Source organism: Pseudoxanthomonas wuyuanensis (genome assembly GCF_900215535.1).
GTDB classification, from domain to species: Bacteria; Pseudomonadota; Gammaproteobacteria; order Xanthomonadales; family Xanthomonadaceae; genus Pseudoxanthomonas_A; species Pseudoxanthomonas_A wuyuanensis.
Map to the genome: position 1 here is coordinate 113,471 of NZ_OCND01000006.1, position 13,998 is coordinate 127,468.

The following is a 13,998-nucleotide window of genomic DNA, read 5'->3' on the forward strand; positions in this document are numbered from 1 at the left end:
TCTTGCGGCGCTCAGGCCAGCATCAGCAGGGTCAACTGCTCGGCCATCAGCGCAGGCCCCGCCTGCCCCTGCACCTCGATGGTCTTGATCTGCCGCAACAACCACTGGCCGGGACGTTTTTCGGTCAACGAGTCCAGCCGCGAGTGGACGCGGATACGCGCGCCGCTGGCAACCGGCGCCAGGAACCTGACCTTGTCCAGCCCATAGTTGAGTACGTGCACGATACCCGGCAGCCGGGTGATTTCCGCCACATCATCGCCGACGGTCAGCGACAGCAACAGGAAGCCATGGGCGATGGTGCCGCCGAACGGGCCTTCGCCAGCGGCGCGCTGCGGATCGGTATGCAGCCAGTAGCGGTCGCCGGTCGCCTCGGCGAAGGCGTCGATGCGCGATTGCTCGATCGTCAGCCAGTTTTCGCTGCAACGCGGCTGCTCGCACCAGTGGCGCAGCGCCTGCAACGCGTCATCTCCGAAGGCTGCGGTTCGGGTATCCATCGCCTATTCCACCCCATCAAGAAAATCGGCGATGGCCGCGCGCGCTTCCGGCTCGGACAGGCTGGGCGCATGCCCGACTTCCGGCACCTCGACCAGGCGGGTTCCCGGCGCCGCTGCGACCATCCGCTGCGCCAGATCCCGTCCCAGGATGTCCGAGGTTTCGCCGCGCACCAGCAGCGTCGGGCAGCCGCGCGCCAGCTTGCGATAGCTGCGCCACAGCAGCGGCCGCAACAGCCGCAGCACCCACGGATTGATGGTGCGTACGATGGCCGGATCGTAATCCAGCACCCAGCGGCCATCGGGCAGCATCCGGAACGTGCGTTCGACCATCGCCTCCCAGTCGGCCAGGCCATAGCGTGGATAGACCGCCTGTGCGATGCGCTGGATGTAGGCGGCCGCCTCGGCGCGGCTCATCGGCGCCAGTGGTTTGCCGGCGTAGGCGGCTATCCGTGCCAGCGCCTGGTCGGACACTTCCGGTCCGGCGTCGTTGAGCACCGCGGCCGCGACCGCATCGCGCCGCTTCGACGCCACGGTCATCGTCACCAGCACGCCCAGCGAGGTGCCGATGAACACGGCGCGCGGTATCGCCTGTTGCCGCATCAACGCCAGCACGTCGTCGGCGTAGACCGGCGGCCGGTAGCGGGAACGCTTGCCGTACTCGGATCCGGCGCGCCCGCGCAGATCCAGCGCCAGCACGCGACGTCCCTGCGCCGAGATCCGCTCCGCCAGTTCGCCGAAATCGGCCGAATTGCGGGTCAGTCCCGGGACGCATAGCACCGGTAGCTTGGCCGCACCCACGCCTGCGGCAGCATAGTCGCGTGCATGCAGGCGCAGGCCTTCGCTGCTGCGCCAGTACAGATCCTGATAGGCCATCGGACAGATCGATCCTTCGGGCGAGAAAAGGCTCGCCCCACGGGCACCGTAGCGGCGATGGCCGCCACTGGCACCTGTACCTTCGGACAATCCCCGGTCCGCGGGCAATGGCGAGAATGGTGGCGGCACCGCGTTCGCGGCGGCCGCCCTTCCTTTCGCATTCGCCGGAGACTGCGCATGGCGACCACCGGTTCGCTGCTGGGACATTGGGCGCGCTACCGCCCGCATAAGACCGCGCTGATCTGCGGCGGCCGCCGCATCAGCCATCCCGAGCACCATCAGCGCGTGCAGCGCTGCGCATCGGCGCTGGCCGGCATCGGATTGGGTCGTGGCGATGCGGTGGCGATCTTCATGGCCAACCGGGTGGAACTGCTGGAGCTCTACCGTGCCTGCGCGCTGTTGGGCATCGTCGCGGTACCTGTCAGTCCGTTGTTGCAGGCCGCCGGCCTGGCCGTGGTGCTGCGCGATTCGGGTGCTGCCGCGGTCTTCACCCAGGCCTCGCTGCAACCGGTGGCCGATGCGTTGCGGGCCAGTTGTCCGGATTTGCCGGTGCGCCAGTGGGTGACGGTCGATACCGCCAGCCACGCCTATGCCGGCTACGAAACATTGCTGGCGGCAGCTTCTGATCTGGCACCGGATGTCGAAGCCGATGAGGTCGATCCGGAAACCCCGTTCAACATCATGTACAGCAGCGGCACCACCGGTGCGCCCAAGGGCATCGTGCTGACCCACCGCATCCGCATGGCCTATGCGCTGCAACTCGCCGCGGCATTCGGAATAGGCCCGGAAAGCGTGGTCATGCATGCCGGTTCGCTGGTGTTCAACGGTGCGTTCACCACGCTGATGCCGGCGTGGCAGCAGGGTTGCGTCTACCTGCTGGAATCCGGCTTCGATGCGACAGGTTTCATCGACACGGTGCGCCGCGAGTCGGTGACCCATGTGATGATGGTTCCCTCGCAGATAGCCGCGGTTCTGGCCGCGCCGGGCTGCTGCGCCGAGGCGTTGGCATCGCTGAAGATGCTCTGTTCGGTCGGCGCGCCGCTGCCGCAGCAGCACCGCCAGCGCCTGCAGGAACTGCTGCCCGGCGCGGTATACGAGTTGTACGGGCTGACCGAAGGTTTCGCGACGGTACTGGACGGCGCCGACAGCGCCGCCCATCCGGGCAGTGTCGGCATTCCGCTGCCCTACCACGGCCTGCGAATCCTGCACGAAGACGGCAGCGAAGCCGATACCGGCGAAGTCGGCGAGATCGTCGGCCGCGGCCCGTTGCTGATGCCGGGCTACCATCGCCAGCCGCAACTCACCGCGGCGGCGATCGTCGATGGCTGGCTGCATACCGGCGATCTGGGTTTTGTCGATGGCGATGGATTCCTGCACCTGGTCGACCGCCGCAAGGACCTGATCATCTCCGGCGGCGTCAATGTCTATCCGCGCGATATCGAGGAGGTCGCCGCACGGCACCCGGCGGTACGCGAGGTCGCAGTGTTCGGCGTGCCCGATCCGCGCTGGGGCGAGTGCCCGGTGGCCGCGGTGGTGCTGAAGGCAGACGTTGTAGTCGACTCCGCAGAACTGCAGGACTGGATAAACGCCAACGTGTCGGCGCGTTTCCAGCGCCTCCGCGACGTGCAGATACTGCATGACTTGCCGCGCAACGTCGCCGGCAAGACCCTCAAGCGCGAACTGCGCGAGGCCTATCTGGCGGCGTTGGACTGATCAGACGCAGCGACGGGCTGAGCCCTAAGGAAAAGGTTCTTCTCCCAAGTGCGGGGAACGTCTAAGTGGAATCCGGTGGCCAGGGCAGTGCGGGACACGCCGTAAATGCGTCCATGCAGGCTCTTCCGCGGCATCCATGCCGCGGACGGTCCCGCACTGCCCTGGCCACCGGATTCTGGACCGCTGGTCGGCGCCCGAAAGGACCTGTCCGAAGTCGCGATCTGTCAACTGTCCAAAGGCGACGGCCGGCGGGCTGGGGGTGCGGAGAGCAGGCCATGGGTGAGCCAAGGCGGTTGGCGCGGCACTGCCGCGCGCCTTGGCGAACGCCCGGCGCGCTGCGCCGGGCCGGTTCGGGCCGCGAAGCGGAACGAGACTGCAGCCCGACGTAAAGACACGACGTCGTCAGGAGGGCGGAGCACCCCCAGCCTGACGGGCGGCGGCTCCTACCGAAGTCGAGCCCACCGAAGCCGACATCCCCGGAAACGGAAGAAGAACCTAAAAAAAAGCGGGACCGAAGTCCCGCCTCTTGCATTGCTTCCGATCGCAACCGGCCTCAGAAATCGAAACGCGCCGACAAGGTGTACTGACGCGGCGGGCCATAGAAGCCCAGCAGCGAACCCACCGCAGGAATGTTGTAGCCGGTGGTGCGGTATTCCTTGTCGGTCAGGTTGCTGCCCTGCAGCGAGAAGCTCCAGGCATCGCTGGCGCGCCAGATCACGCCGGCATTGAGCAGGCCGTAACCGTCCTGCATGATGGCCGGGCTCAGATCGGTGGTCGGCCACACTTCGCTCTGGTAGCTGTAGCCCACCCGCGCCGATAGATTGCCGCCGTTGGCCAGGTCCATGCGGTATTCGACATTCAGCGCTCCGGAGAATTCCGGCGCATTGGTGAACTCCTTGCTGTCGGCCACGTTGACGCCGGCATCGATGTATTCGTCGTACTTGGCATCCAGCCAGGCCAGGTTGCCGGAAATCAGCCAGTTGGCGGTCGGCAGCCACTGGTATTCGACTTCCAGGCCGTTGACCGTGCCCTTGCCTGCATTGGTGAAGTCGCCGAAGAACGAGTCCTCGGTGCCGTCGCCATTGCTGTCGAAACTGGTGAACACCGACAGCTGGATGTCCTTGTAGCGGTTGTGGAAGGCCGACAGATTCAGGAACAGGCGCTGATCCAGAAATGCCATCTTGGTGCCGATTTCGTAGCTGTCGACGGTCTCGTCATCGAACGGTTCGGCCGAACGCGGCACCGCCACCGCATTGGCGCGGATGTTGTAGCCACCGGACTTGAAGCCGCGCGTGGCCAGCCCGTACACCATGATGTCCGGGGTGATGGCGTAATCCAGCGACACCTTGGGCGAGACGTTCTTGAAGTTGGTGGTCTTGTCGAAGTCGGCCACCACTGCGGTCGGCGTGGTGAAGGTGGCGTCCGAATACGAACGGTTGAACACCACCGCGCGCTTGTCCTCGTCGGTGTAGCGCGCGCCGACATCCAGCTTGAGGCGGTCGGTCAGGTCGAAGGTCCAGTCGGCGTACAGCGCGATGCTCTCGGTGTACACGGTGCCGCGGGTATCGCCGAACAACAGATTGAAGAAGTTGTTGCGGATCTGGCCGCCGGCCTCGCCATCGAACTGGTACAGGCCGACCACGCCGCGCACGCGGCCACCGCCGTCGTAGTTGACCTGCAGCTCGTTGCTGACCTGCTCATCAAAGTAGATGCCCACCACGTCGGCAATCTTGGCCGGGGTGGTGTCGAAATCGATATTGCCTTCGGTGTCGGATTCGCGCTTGGCGATCACGTACTTGAACGTCCAGTCGTCGTTCGGGCGCCAGTTCACCGTTGCCGAGGCGCCCTTGGTTTCCACGTTGTTGTGGTTGGGCATGCCCGAACGCACGTCGTAGCGGTCGTCCATCGGCGGATAGGCGGGCGTGAACGGATTGGGCGCCAGCATCCTGGACCCGCGCATGCCGGACTTGTCGTCGATCCAGTCCAGCGCGAACTGGATATCCAGATCGTCGCCGGCATAGGCGCCCAGGTTGAAGCGCGCCGCGTTGATTTCCTTGTCGCTGATGGGCTCACCGGTGATGACGTTCTCACCGAAACCGTCGCGGTTGAGGCTGGCCACCGCCACGCGCGCGCGCAGGCCGCTGTCGACGCCGCCGATGGGGCCGCCGATGGCGGCCTTGGCATCGAGCTGGTTGTAGTTGCCCACGGTGATCTGGCCAAAGCCCTCGGTTTCCTTGGGCAAGCCGCGCGAAATGTACTTGATGGCGCCACCGATGGTGTTCTTGCCGTACAGCGTGCCCTGCGGCCCGCGCAGCACCTCGATGCGGCCGACGTCGAACACGTCCAGCAACGCGCCCTGCGGACGTGCGATATAGACATCGTCCAGATAGATGCCCACGCCCGGGTCGGCGCCCCAGGTGGGATCGGACTGGCCGACGCCGCGGATATAGGCGGTGACCGTGCTGCTGGCGCCGCGCGCGGCGTAGATGGTCAGGTTGGGCACCTGCGCATCCAGATCGCCGATGTCCTCGATGTTCAGTTTGTCCAGCGTTTCCGGCGTGAACGCGGTGACCGCCACCGGTACGTCCTGCAGGGTTTCCTCGCGCTTGCGCGCGGTGACGGTCACCGCATCCAGCGTGGTGGCCCTGCTGGCCGGCGCATCGCCGGCCTCGCCTGCGGTGTCCTGCGCCCACGCTGCTGGTGCCAGCAACACACAACCGATCGCCAAGCTAAGGTGCTTGCGCTTCATAAGGTCTCCCCTCCTCCCGGGTACGACATGACGGCGGCCAAGCTGGCCGATTCGCAGCCAAGGCTAGAGACTGCAGCCGTTGCGGGCACTTGTACCTTCGTACAGTGGGCCGGCACCGCCTGCGCTGCCGATACTCGCCGCAACTTGAGTCGGCGCGAGCCGGGGATCCGTTGATGTCCTTCCTGATTGTGCTGGCCGCGCTCAGCTTCCTGATGTTCGTGGCCTACCGCGGCTACAGCGTCATCCTGTTCGCGCCGATCGCCGCGCTGGGCGCGGTGCTGCTGACCGATCCGTCGCTGGTCGCGCCGATGTTCACCGGCCTGTTCATGGAAAAGATGGTCGGCTTTCTGAAGCTGTACTTCCCGGTATTCCTGCTGGGCGCGGTGTTCGGCAAGCTGATCGAGATCTCCGGCTTCTCCAAGTCCATCGTCGCCGCCGTCATCCGCCTGTTCGGCGCGCAGCGGGCGATGCTGTCGATAGCGGTGGTGTCGGGCCTGCTCACCTACGGCGGCGTGTCGCTGTTCGTGGTGGTGTTTGCGGTGTATCCGTTCGCAGCGGAATTGTTCCGCCAGAGCGACATCCCCAAGCGCCTGATCCCGGCCACGCTGGCGCTGGGCGGCTTCACCTTCACGATGGATGCGCTGCCCGGCACGCCGCAGATCCAGAACATCATTCCCACCGCGTTCTTCGGTACCGATACCTGGGCCGCACCGGTGCTGGGCACGCTGGGCGGCGTATTCATCCTGGTGGTCGGCATGAGCTACCTGGAGTGGCGCCGGCGCAAGGCGCTGGCCGCAGGCGAAGGCTATGGCGACCCCGCCGCGCTGATCAACGAACCCGCCCCCTTCGCCGGCAGCAAGCTGGCCAGCGCCTGGATCGCGATCCTGCCGCTGCTGCTGGTGACCGTGTGCAACAAGCTGTTCACCGTGCTGATCCCGCGCTACTACGGCGACAGCCATGAATTCGTCCCGGCGGTGATGGGCAGCGCCGCGCCGGTGGTGCAGGAAGTGTCGAAGGTGGCCGCGATCTGGGCGGTGCAAGGCGCGCTGCTGGTCGGCATTGTCAGCGTGCTGGTGCTGGCGTGGAAGCCGGTTTCGCGCAGCTTCGCCGAAGGCACCAAGTCGGCCATCGGCGGCTCGCTGCTGGCGGCCATGAATACCGCCTCCGAGTACGGTTTTGGCGCGGTCATCGCCGCGCTGCCGGGCTTCCTGGTGGTGGCCAATGCGCTCAGCAGCATCCCCGACCCGCTGGTCAACCAGGCCATCACCGTCACCTCGCTGGCCGGCATCACCGGTTCGGCCTCCGGCGGCATGAGCATCGCGCTGGCGGCGATGTCGGAAACCTTCATCGCCAACGGCCAGGCCGCCGGCATTCCGATGGAAGTGCTGCACCGGGTCGCGGCGATGGCTTCCGGCGGCATGGACAGCCTGCCGCACAACGGCGCGGTGATCACGCTGCTGGCGGTGACCGGCCTGACCCACCGCCAGTCCTACAAGGACATCTTCGCCATCACCGTCATCAAGACGCTGGCGGTGTTCGTGATCATCGGCATCTTCTACGCCACCGGCTGGGTGTAAGCCGGCCATTCTTCCCATTCCCCACGTCTGGAGCATCACCCCAACCAATCCTCAAGCGAGGGAATACGCATGAACACGTTCGCATGTCGTTTCTGCTGGGTACTGATCGCCACTCTGCTTTCCATGCCGGCCTTCGGCCAATCCAGCGCCGCTGCCAGCGGACATTGGGAATTCGGCCTGTACGGCAATCTCTACGGCGCCCGCGAATACCAGGTCTGGCTGCCCGCCGGCTATGCCGACGGCAACGATCAATTGCCGTTGCTGCTGGTGCTGCACGGTTGCGTGACCGGCCCCAACCTGATGGCCGAAGCCAGCCGCTTCAACGAGATCGCCGATGCCGAGCGCTTCGTGATCGTCTATCCGCGCCAGAACGTCAGCGCCAATCCCAGCCGCTGCTGGAACTGGCCGCTGGCCATCAACCAGTCGCGCGGCGCCGGCGAGCCCTCGATCCTGGCCGGCATCGTCGCGCAAGTGAAATCCCACTACCGCATCGACGAACGCCGGGTCCACGTCACCGGCATTTCCGCCGGCGGCGCGATGACCTCGATCATGCTGGCCTGCTATTCGGACGTGTTCGCCGCCGGCGCGGTGCACGCCGGCGGCATGTACAAAGCGGCCACCACGCTTTCCGGCGGCGCCTACGCCTTGCTCAACGGCAGCATCTATTCGCCGGATGAACGCGGCCGCCGCGCCTGGGAATGCGCCGGCTCGCCATCGCCGCGGCAGCTGCCGATGCTGGTCTTCCACGGCAGCGCCGATGCCACCGTCAATCCTGTCAACGGACGCCAGACCGTGCGCCAGTTCCTGCAGACCAGCGACCTGGGCGACGACCGCCAGGACAACGATTCGGTCGGCAGTGCCGCCACCAGCGTGGCGACCCATCAGATTCCCGGCGGCAGGAGCTACACCGTCGAGACCTACAGCTACGGCGGCAAGGTGCTGGCGCAGCACTACCTGGTTCACGGCATGGGCCACGCCTGGAGCGGCGGCGACGGCAATTATCCGTTCACCGATCCGGGCGGTCCCGACGCCAGCCTGATCACCTGGCTGTTCTTCAAGGACAGGATGCGCTGAGGCGTCTAGCCGCAGGGTGGATATCGCCCGGGAAAACCGGGACTCGAACGTCATGCGCCTGGCGCGGGGGTTGATAGGCCTGTGCGCCAGGTCGCATTCCGCGGCGGCGACATCCCTGATACTTTTGCCTATTGGGGAATCTTGAGCAAAGACCATGGCGCGACGTCCGTTGCACTTCCGGTTGTCCGGAATCCGTGAACGCAATCTGCTGGCCGGCGAAGGCTTCGATGAAACGCTGGGTACGCTGCAACCCATCGAAGGCAGTTCGTACTGGACCCGGCGCATCCAGGCCCGGGCCGCGCAGACGCCGGCTTCGCCTTCATCCCTCTGGCCAGCGCCTGCAAACGCGCCCGCCCGCCAGTCCGGATCCCCCGCGGTGTCGCCGCTGGCGCTGGAACGGCAAATCCGGCAGCGCCACCGCAACCTGTATGGCGGCCGCGCCAGCCAGCCCGCGCCGGCGCCCAAGCAGGAAACCACCGAAAGCCTAGCCGGGCCTGCAGCGGCCGGGCCAGTCGTTACCACCGCTGGCGCAGACACCAGCGGCCGTTCGATGGCCGGCCTGTCGGCGCCGCGGCTTCTGACCCTGCCCAGCCCGCCGTTCGCGGTGCGCATGCTCAACCGCCTGAGCTATGGCGCCACCCCGACCACGATCAGCGAGTTCAATGCGCTGGGCAGTACCGACAAGCAGCGGCTGGCCAACTACGTGGACTGGCAACTGGACTGGAACAGCATCAGCGATGCCGCGGTGGAAACCCGGCTGAGCCAGGCCGGCTACACCACGCTGGGCAAATCGCTGACTCAGCTGTGGAGCGATCACATACTGGCCGAACCCGAAAATGCCGTGCGCGTCCGCCCCGCCACCGAAGTGCAGCGCGCCGCCTACGTGCGCGCCGCCTACTCGCGCCGGCAGCTGCGCGAAGTGCTGGTCAATTTCTGGCACGACCATTTCAATGTGCAGGGCACCGAATTCAGCATCGCGCCGGTGTTCGTTCACTACGACCGCGACGTGATCCGCGCCAATGCAAAAGGCAATTTCCGCACCATGCTGGAACTGGTGGCCCAGAGCACGGCGATGCTCTACTACCTGGACAATGTCAGCAACTCGCGTTCCGGCCCCAACGAAAACTGGGCACGCGAACTGCTGGAGCTGCACACCCTGGGCGCCGAGAACTACCTGGGCTTCATGGATCCGTTCCAGGTGCCGCCGTGTCCGGAAGACCCGGCCTACCCCATCGGCTATACCGACATCGACGTCTACGAGACCTCGGCCGCATTCACCGGCTGGTCGGTCAAGAACGGCCACTGGCAGTTCCCCAGCGAGAACGATGGCACGTTCGTCTACCGCCAGTCCTGGCACGATGCCGGGCCGAAATTCCTGCTGGGCACGCTGATCTATCCCGAGCAGCCGGCGCTGAAGGACGGCCGCGACGTGATGGACCGGCTGGCCAGCCATCCGCGCGTGGCCAAGTTCATCTGCAAGAAGCTGATCCGCCGCTTCGTCAGCGATACCCCAAGCCAGAAACTGATCGACAGCGCCGCGGCGATCTTCCGCGCCAACTGGCAACACCCCAACCAGATCGAAATCACCCTGCGCCACATCCTCAATTCCGAAGACATGATCAACAGCTGGGGCATGAAGAACCGGCGTCCGTTCGAAGCCACGGTGGCGGCGATGCGTGCGCTCGGCCACGACTGGACCCCGCGGCCGGACCACGGCAAGAGCGATGAGTTCATGTGGCGGGTCGGCTTCACCGGCCACACGCCGTACAACTGGGCCGCGCCCAACGGCTACCCGGACACCGGCCTGGCGTGGTCGGGTTCCAACTCGTTCGCGATGACCTGGAAACTGCTGAACTGGCTGACCGAAACCAACGACGGCGAGGTGCCGTTGAGCCCCGTCCTGGCTGCCACCCGCAGCGGCGTGGCGTCGTGGACGGCCAACAACCTGGTGACGTTCTGGTGCAACCGCATCCTGGGCTACCAGCCGGAAGCCGCGCGCAAGCAGACGCTGGTGAATTTCATGGCCCAGAACGGCGACCCGGCCAGCTACGTCATTCCCGACAACGACGTCTGGGCGCAGAGCGATCTGAAACGCCATTACAACCATCAGCGCCTGCGCAGCCTGGTCTCGCTGATCCTGATGTCCCCCGAATTCATGAGCCGCTAGGGCCTGTTAACGCTATTGGGATAAGCCACGCCGCGATCCAGTGCGTACGGGGCAAGGAAGAATGAGGAAATGTATGTCGATACACGCCCGAATGATGACGCGGCCCCGTGCGCACTGGGTCGTGGCCCGCTGGGTTGCTTCCCCGCCTCGCCAGGAACTCGCGCGCGGCTTGAACAGGCGGCCAGCCTGCCGCTACGCCGCGCACAAGCCCCTGGCGAGGCGAGGAAGCAACGTGACTCATCCCAATAACGTTAACAGGCCCTAGGTCGACCCAATGAGCGATTTCAAACTGACCCGCCGGGAATTCTTCAAGGGCTGCTGCAGCGCCGCCGTGGTCGGCGCCGCCGGCACGTCGATGATGTTCGCCGACCGCGCCTTCGCCGCCGCCAACAGCTACGACACCGTCGTGCACCTGTTCCTGCGCGGCGGCATGGACGGCCTGAACCTGGTCGTGCCGATCAGCGGCCAGGACCGGGCCTTCTACGAGGAGGCGCGCCCCAGCCTGCAGATCGCCGCCAGCGGTGCCTATGGCGCGCTGCCGCTGACGCTGGCCAACGGCTCCGCCACCGGATTCGGCCTGCACCCGTCGGCCAGCGGCCTGCGCGATCTGTGGAACGACAGCAAGCTGGCCATCGTGCACGCCTGCGGCATGAGCACCGCGGTGACCCGCAGCCATTTCGATGCGCAGCTGTATATCGACCTGGGCACGCCCGGAAAATACGGTTCGCCGACCGGCTGGATGACCCGCGCCTGGGAAACCCGCGCCTCCGGTACGCCGGCCGCGACGCTGCCGGCGCTGGGCATCAGCGGCACCCAGCCGGCCGGACTGATGGGTGCGGTCGACGCGCTGACGATGAGCAGCCCGGCCGATTTCTCATTGAATTCGGGCGCCTGGCAGTGGCAGATGGCGCGTTCCGGCTCGCCGGCAGGCTTCCGCGGCGTCAACGAAACACTCGGCGACTTGTGGGGCGGCCAGACCGGCCTGCAGATCAACGGCCGCCGCGCCGATGGCGCGCTGAAGCTGATCGGTCAGCAGGGCTACGCCAGCCTGCCGGCCAGCTGGCCCACCGGCAACTTCGCCCAGCAACTGTGGACCATCGCCCAGAGCATCCGCTTCAACCTGGGCCTGCGCTACGCCACGCTGGATCTGGGCGGCTGGGACACCCACGAAGGCCAGGGCACCGCCGGCAGCGGCTACCACTACTACCAGAACAAGATCAACGAACTGTCGGCAGCGCTGTACGCCTTCTTCAACGAACTCAACAGCACCGGCCAGATGGCGCGCACCACCGTCATCGTGCAGTCCGAATTCGGCCGCCGCGTGCGCGCCAACGCCAACAACGGCACCGACCACGGCTACGGCAACCCGCTGCTGGTGCTCGGCGGCCCGGTCAACGGCCGCCGCTTCTTCGGCACCTGGCCCGGCCTGAACCCGGAAACGCTGTCGCCCACCTTCGGCGACGTACCGGTCACCACCGACTACCGCCGCGTGTTCTCCGAAATCATGATCCGGCGCATGGCCAACCCCAACCTCGGCCAGATCTTCCCCGGCTACAGCGGCTATGCGCCGCTGGGGATCGTGCAAGGGACCGATATTGCGGTGCAGGCATGACCCACCCCCGATAGAGCTGGCCCCACTCGTTTGAACAGCACAGCCGTGTTCGATAAGTGGATCGCCTGCGGGTTCAAGCTGCCTTCGGCCAAGGCAGCGGCTGGTTGAAGTAGACCTGATCGGGGGTGAGCCGATCAAGTGCGCTGTGCGGTCGGCGACGGTTGTAAAAGTCGAAGTAGCGGGCGAGTGCTGTTTTGGCGTTGCTGACGCTGTCGTAGGCGTGCCGGTAGACCTCCTCGTACTTGACCGATTTCCACAGCCGTTCGATGAACACGTTGTCGCGCCAGCAGCCCTTGCCGTCCATGCTGATGGCGATGCCGTGCTCCTTCAGCAGGCCGGTGAAGGCCTGGCTGGTGAACTGGCTGCCCTGGTCGGTGTTGAAGATCTCCGGCGTGCCGTGCCGGGCGATGGCGTCCTCGACCGCCTCGATGCAGAAGTCCGTGTCCATCGTGATCGAAACCCGCCAGGCCAGCACCCGGCGGCTGTACCAGTCGATCACCGCCGCCAGGTAGACGAAGCCGCGGGCCATCGGGATGTAGGTGATGTCCATGGCCCAGACCTGGTTCGTACGCTCGATCTTCAGCCCTCGCAACAGGTACGGGTAGACCTTGTGCCCGGGATGCTTCCGGCTGGTGTTGGGCTTGCGATACAGCGCCTCGATGCCCATGCGTCGCATCAGCGTGGCCACATGCTTGCGGCCCACGGCAATGCCTTCGGCGTTCAGCAGGTCGCGCAGCATCCGGCTGCCGGCGAACGGCAGCTCCAGGTGCAGTTCGTCGATCCGGCGCATCAGCGCCAGATCCTGCGCCGACACCGGACGCGGCAGGTAGTACACGCTGCCCCGGCTGATGGCCACCGCCTCGGCCTGCCTGCTCAAGGGCAGTGGATGGTCGCGGTCGATCATCGCCTTGCGCTCAGCAAACCCGCTTTGGTGAGCGCGCCTTCTAAAAAATCGTTCTCCAATGTCAGTTCGCCGATCTTGGCATGCAGGGCCTTCAGGTCCACCGGAGGCGGGCCTGAATCGGCCGCGGCGCCGAACACGCCGGCGGCATTCTCCAGCAGTTGGCTGCGCCACTGCGTGATCTGGTTGGGGTGGAGGTCGAACTGCTGGGCCAGCTCGGCCAGCGTCTTGTCGCCGCGTACGGCGGCCAGCGCCACCTTGGCCTTGAAGGCCGGCGAGTGGTTGCGGCGGGGTCGTCTTGCCATGGGTCTGCTCCTCGTATGGCGATCATCATCGCCTCAGTGAGCAGGAAATCCACCTATCGCGCTGTTCAAATTCTCGGGGCCGGCTCTCAGTTTTCTGGGGGTGGGTCAGATAAATCTCTTAGTCTCCTCCACTCAACACCTCAAAGCGTGGAGGAGCATCTCGCAAGAAAGAGAGCCTTATAACGTTATTATCAAATGCCTCAAAGCGTAGCTGCACAGTCCCAGCCGAAATCGTGATGATATGACCTTCGGAAATTGAAGCTATTTCGACCTTGCCGTTCTTAGGCACTTCAAATGGGACCTCGATAGCCCTTATACAGTCTTTATTTGAAAACTCATGGAACGGCTCATCAAAAATTTCTAGCGAACAAGTACCAGACTCAATCAAGACTTTAAACGAAACGCTCCCCGGTCGCCACGAAAAGCCCTGGCGCACCTGCTCATCCGTCCAAGAATTAAATGGGCTCTGCAGATCATGTCTAAAGACTGCGATCTGCGAATAGGATACAAATAGTTCAAAAATCGACTGCATC

At 65.3% G+C, this 13,998-nt stretch carries 10 protein-coding genes; 5 read left to right on the top strand and 5 right to left on the bottom strand.

Annotated features, from left to right (window positions below):
- Positions 1-11 precede the first annotated feature (11 nt).
- Together CRO39_RS13160 and CRO39_RS13165 are read right to left on the bottom strand one after the other, a co-directional pair.
- Positions 12-494 (bottom strand): MaoC family dehydratase, encoded by a 483-nt coding sequence (locus CRO39_RS13160; protein ID WP_097122409.1) that lies wholly within the window; start codon positions 492-494, stop codon positions 12-14.
- A 3-nt stretch (positions 495-497) separates the two neighbouring features.
- Positions 498-1,367 (bottom strand): alpha/beta fold hydrolase, encoded by an 870-nt coding sequence (locus CRO39_RS13165; RefSeq protein WP_097122410.1) that lies wholly within the window; start codon positions 1,365-1,367, stop codon positions 498-500.
- A gap of 177 nt (positions 1,368-1,544) precedes the next feature.
- Here CRO39_RS13165 and CRO39_RS13170 point away from each other — a divergent pair, with 177 nt between their 5' ends.
- The gene (locus CRO39_RS13170) at positions 1,545-3,080 is read left to right on the top strand and encodes a class I adenylate-forming enzyme family protein (RefSeq protein ID WP_097122411.1); all 1,536 of its coding nucleotides are present in this window, start codon (positions 1,545-1,547) and stop codon (positions 3,078-3,080) included.
- Positions 3,081-3,633: 553 nt separating this feature from the next.
- Here CRO39_RS13170 and CRO39_RS13175 read toward each other — a convergent pair.
- On the bottom strand, positions 3,634-5,829 hold the full coding sequence (locus CRO39_RS13175) for a TonB-dependent receptor (protein WP_097122412.1): 2,196 nt from the start codon (positions 5,827-5,829) through the stop codon (positions 3,634-3,636).
- A 173-nt stretch (positions 5,830-6,002) separates the two neighbouring features.
- Between CRO39_RS13175 and CRO39_RS13180 the strand changes: the two genes are divergently transcribed.
- The 4 genes from CRO39_RS13180 to CRO39_RS13195 all read left to right on the top strand — a co-directional run bounded on the left by CRO39_RS13180 (position 6,003) and on the right by CRO39_RS13195 (position 12,259).
- Complete coding sequence (locus CRO39_RS13180; RefSeq protein WP_097122413.1) at positions 6,003-7,406, top strand: GntP family permease; 1,404 nt, start codon at positions 6,003-6,005, stop codon at positions 7,404-7,406.
- 69 nt (positions 7,407-7,475) lie between these two features.
- Positions 7,476-8,480: an extracellular catalytic domain type 1 short-chain-length polyhydroxyalkanoate depolymerase gene (locus CRO39_RS13185; protein WP_097122414.1), complete on the top strand. Its 1,005-nt coding sequence runs from the start codon at positions 7,476-7,478 to the stop codon at positions 8,478-8,480.
- Between the two features lie 154 nt (positions 8,481-8,634).
- Positions 8,635-10,647, top strand: coding sequence for a DUF1800 domain-containing protein (locus CRO39_RS13190; protein ID WP_097122415.1), 2,013 nt, complete (start codon positions 8,635-8,637; stop codon positions 10,645-10,647).
- A gap of 274 nt (positions 10,648-10,921) precedes the next feature.
- Positions 10,922-12,259 (top strand): DUF1501 domain-containing protein, encoded by a 1,338-nt coding sequence (locus CRO39_RS13195; protein WP_097122416.1) that lies wholly within the window; start codon positions 10,922-10,924, stop codon positions 12,257-12,259.
- Between the two features lie 73 nt (positions 12,260-12,332).
- Here CRO39_RS13195 and CRO39_RS13200 read toward each other — a convergent pair.
- Positions 12,333-13,465 (bottom strand): IS3 family transposase gene (locus CRO39_RS13200; RefSeq protein WP_097122417.1). Its coding sequence is split into 2 segments (ribosomal slippage): positions 12,333-13,204 and positions 13,204-13,465, totalling 1,134 coding nucleotides; the frame shifts between segments, so codons are not numbered across the junction.
- Between the two features lie 118 nt (positions 13,466-13,583).
- A complete protein-coding gene (gene comJ, locus CRO39_RS13205) occupies positions 13,584-13,997 on the bottom strand; it encodes a competence protein ComJ (protein ID WP_162125711.1) in 414 nt (137 codons plus the stop codon).
- Between the last annotated feature and the right edge of the window lies 1 nt (position 13,998).

Excerpts from the sequence above, each read along its gene's own strand:
- comJ (WP_162125711.1), bottom strand. The coding sequence starts at position 13,997 with ATGCAGTCGATTTTTGAACTATTTGTATCCTATTCGCAGATCGCAGTC.
- CRO39_RS13185 (WP_097122414.1), top strand. The coding sequence starts at position 7,476 with ATGAACACGTTCGCATGTCGTTTCTGCTGGGTACTGATCGCCACTCTG.
- CRO39_RS13190 (WP_097122415.1), top strand. The coding sequence starts at position 8,635 with ATGGCGCGACGTCCGTTGCACTTCCGGTTGTCCGGAATCCGTGAACGC.
- CRO39_RS13195 (WP_097122416.1), top strand. The coding sequence starts at position 10,922 with ATGAGCGATTTCAAACTGACCCGCCGGGAATTCTTCAAGGGCTGCTGC.
- CRO39_RS13160 (WP_097122409.1), bottom strand. The coding sequence starts at position 494 with ATGGATACCCGAACCGCAGCCTTCGGAGATGACGCGTTGCAGGCGCTG.
- CRO39_RS13170 (WP_097122411.1), top strand. The coding sequence starts at position 1,545 with ATGGCGACCACCGGTTCGCTGCTGGGACATTGGGCGCGCTACCGCCCG.
- CRO39_RS13165 (WP_097122410.1), bottom strand. The coding sequence starts at position 1,367 with ATGGCCTATCAGGATCTGTACTGGCGCAGCAGCGAAGGCCTGCGCCTG.
- CRO39_RS13180 (WP_097122413.1), top strand. The coding sequence starts at position 6,003 with ATGTCCTTCCTGATTGTGCTGGCCGCGCTCAGCTTCCTGATGTTCGTG.
- CRO39_RS13175 (WP_097122412.1), bottom strand. The coding sequence starts at position 5,829 with ATGAAGCGCAAGCACCTTAGCTTGGCGATCGGTTGTGTGTTGCTGGCA.